Source organism: Streptomyces sp. AC627_RSS907, from assembly GCF_019049165.1.
This window is the reverse complement of record NZ_JAGMUE010000178.1, coordinates 1-2,782: the sequence shown is the minus strand read 5'-3', so window position 1 is coordinate 2,782 and position 2,782 is coordinate 1. Positions and strand designations below refer to the sequence as shown.

The 2,782-nt window shown below is 75.6% G+C and carries 3 protein-coding genes; all 3 read left to right on the top strand.

Features of this window, described 5'->3' with window-relative positions; translation table 11 throughout:
- On the top strand, positions 1–683 hold a 683-nt coding region (locus tag KUM32_RS30750), incomplete at its 5' end, for a tol-pal system YbgF family protein (RefSeq protein WP_374227575.1).
- Positions 684–829: 146 nt separating this feature from the next.
- The gene (locus KUM32_RS30745) at positions 830–1,477 is read left to right on the top strand and encodes a SurA N-terminal domain-containing protein (protein WP_217145240.1); all 648 of its coding nucleotides are present in this window, start codon (positions 830–832) and stop codon (positions 1,475–1,477) included.
- A 145-nt stretch (positions 1,478–1,622) separates the two neighbouring features.
- A complete protein-coding gene (locus KUM32_RS30740; RefSeq protein WP_217145239.1) occupies positions 1,623–2,636 on the top strand; it encodes a nucleoside triphosphate pyrophosphohydrolase in 1,014 nt (337 codons plus the stop codon).
- Positions 2,637–2,782: the final 146 nt, after the last annotated feature.

Here is a 2,782-nt window from a genome sequence, read left to right as displayed (position 1 = left end):
CCGGCGGCCCCCTCGACCCCACCCGCCCCTTCGTCCGCCCGCACGCCCCCTGGCCCGACCGCGCCCGCACCCCCGCACCCCGGCCGGCGGCCCCCGTGCCGCCCGCCGCCGGGGCGGGGAAGCCGGACGTCGCCGGCGCGGTCGACGACGTCAAGCGCCTCCTCGGCGAGGGCCGCATCACCCAGGCCGTCGACATCCTCGGCGCCATCCTGCCCGCCGCCGCCGAACAGCACGGCGAGCGCTCCCCGGTCGTGCGCACCCTGCGCCGGCAGTACGCGGCCACCCTCATGGACGACGGCCAGTACCGGCGCGCCCTGCCCGAGCTGCGCCGCCTCGCCGACGAACGCGCCGCCGAGGCCGGCCAGGCCGACCCGCAGTCCCTGCGCCACCGCTACGACGCCGCCCAGTGCCTGGAACAGCTCGGCGAACCGGCGGCCGCCCTCGCCGAGTACCGGGCGCTGCTGCCGTACTACGAGAACCAGTACGTCGCCGGCGACCCCGACCTGGCGCACGACGTCCGGCGGCGCATCGGCCACCTGCTCCTCGCCCTGGGCGACCGCGCCGCGGCCCACGAGACGCTGGCCCGGCTGCTGCACGACGTGGAGCGCGTCCACGGCCCCGGCCACCCGCTCGTGGCCGAGATCGGGCGCACGCTCCAGTGGCTCGGTCAGGTACGCGGCTGACCACCGTCACCCCGGCCGGGGCGAGGCGGTGCCGGAAGTCCCGGCGAATCGTTGGTCGAATGGGTTGGCCAGAGACGGGCCACTGCCTACCATCGATCACCGCAAGACTTTGTGCACCGCCGCACAATCTCCAACGGGAGGTTTCCTTGCACCGCCGCCGTCGCTCCGCGCTCCTCCTCGCCGCCGCGATCGCCGCCGCGGCACCCCTGCTCACCGCCTGCGGCGACGACGCCCATCCGGGCGCGGCGGCCGTCGTGGGCGACCAGAGGATCACCGTCGCCCAGCTGGAGCACCGTGTCGACGAGGTGCGCGAGGCGCAGCGGGCCGCCGTCCCGGACGAGGAGCAGTACCAGCAGGTCGTCGCCAGGACCGGCGGGCTCACCCGCGACACCCTGCACGGCATGGTCCTCGACCGGGTGCTGCACCGCGCCGCCGAGGACGCGGGCGTGAGCGTCACCCGCAAGGAGGTCGGGGAGATGCGTGCCGGCCTGGAGCGGCAGGCCGGCGGCGCCAAGGAGCTGGAGACCGTCTGGCTGCAGCAGTACGGCGTCGCCCCGGAGCGTCTCGATGACAACCTCCGCATCCAGCTGGAGGCCCAGAAGCTCGCCGAGAGCCTCGGCACCGACACCGGCCGGCCCGAGTTCTGGCAGGCCCTGTCCCGGGCCTCCGAGAAGCTGGACGTCGACCTCAACCCCCGCTACGGCGCCTGGGACGTCCGCAAGAGCAGCCGCGTCGACAGCAAGGTGCCGTGGGTGCGGGAGATCACGGCGGCGCAGGCGCAGCAGCCGGCGTAAGGACCTGCCGGGGCTGTCCGGGCCGTCCGCCCGTGGACGGTCACCGGCGGGCAGCCGCCTGTGGACAGCCCGTGTGGACAGCCCGTGTGGACAGCCCCTGTGGACGACTCGGGGTGCTGTCCGCCGGGTGCGTTACGTTCTGAGCGTGAACGCAACCAGCGCCGACACCGCTCCCGGCACCGCCCCCGACCCGGGCCGCATCGTCCTGCTCACCACCAGCCACCGCGTCGCCCCGGGTCTGCTGTCCTGGCCCGCCTGGCAGGCCCTGCGCACCGCCGACCGGGTGCTGTGCGCCGACGGAGCGCACCCGCAGCTGCCGTATCTGCGCGAGGCGGGCATACGGGTCGACGAGGCCGCGCCGACCGCCGAGGAACTGGTCGCCGCCTGCTTCGGCGGTCACACGGTGGTGGTGGTCGCGACCGGTGAGGGCGACCCCGCCCTCACCGACGGACTGGCCCGCCTCGCCGGCTCCGGCCGTGTCCCCATGCCGGAGCTGGAACTGCTGCCCGCCTCCTACGACCTGCCGGGCGCCCGCCTGCTCGACCTCGTCCAGGTCATGGACCGCATCCGCGTGGAGTGTCCCTGGTCGTCACAGCGCACCCACGAGGGCCTCGCCAAGTACGCCATCGAGGAGGCGTACGAACTCGTCGAGGCGATCGAGGACGGCGACCGCGACGAACTGCGCGAGGAACTGGGCGACGTCCTGCTCCAGGTCGTCTTCCACGCCCGCATCGCCGAGGAGGACCCCGACGCCCCGTTCTCCGTCGACGACGTGGCCGGCGCCATCGTCACCAAACTGATCCACCGCCATCCGCACGTCTTCGGCGACGAGACGGCACACACCCCCGAGGAGGTCCGGGAGCACTGGCTGCGCACCAAGGCGGCCGAGAAGCAGCGCACCTCGGTCACCGAAGGCGTCCCCCTCGGCCAGCCCGGCCTCGCCCTCGCGGCCAAGCTCGCCTCCCGGGTGCGCACGGCCGGGCTCCCCGTGCCCCTCCCCTCCGGCGAGGGCGTGGGCTACGAACTGCTCGCCCTGGCGGCCCGCGCCGAGGCCGAGGGCACGGACCCGGAGGCGGCCCTGAGAGCGGCGGCACGGGCGTACCGGGACGCGATCCTGGCGGCCGAGGGGCTCGGCGGAGCGGACCACGGGGCGGACTGACCGGCACCGACGGCGGGGGAGGGGACGCCCCGTGCGTCCCGGACGGCCCCGGATACGGTCAGGGGGTGACCGACCTGCCCACGCCCGCCCGCCCCGAGCCCGCCCGCCCCGAGCCCGCCCGGCCCGCGCCCGCCCGCCCCGAACCC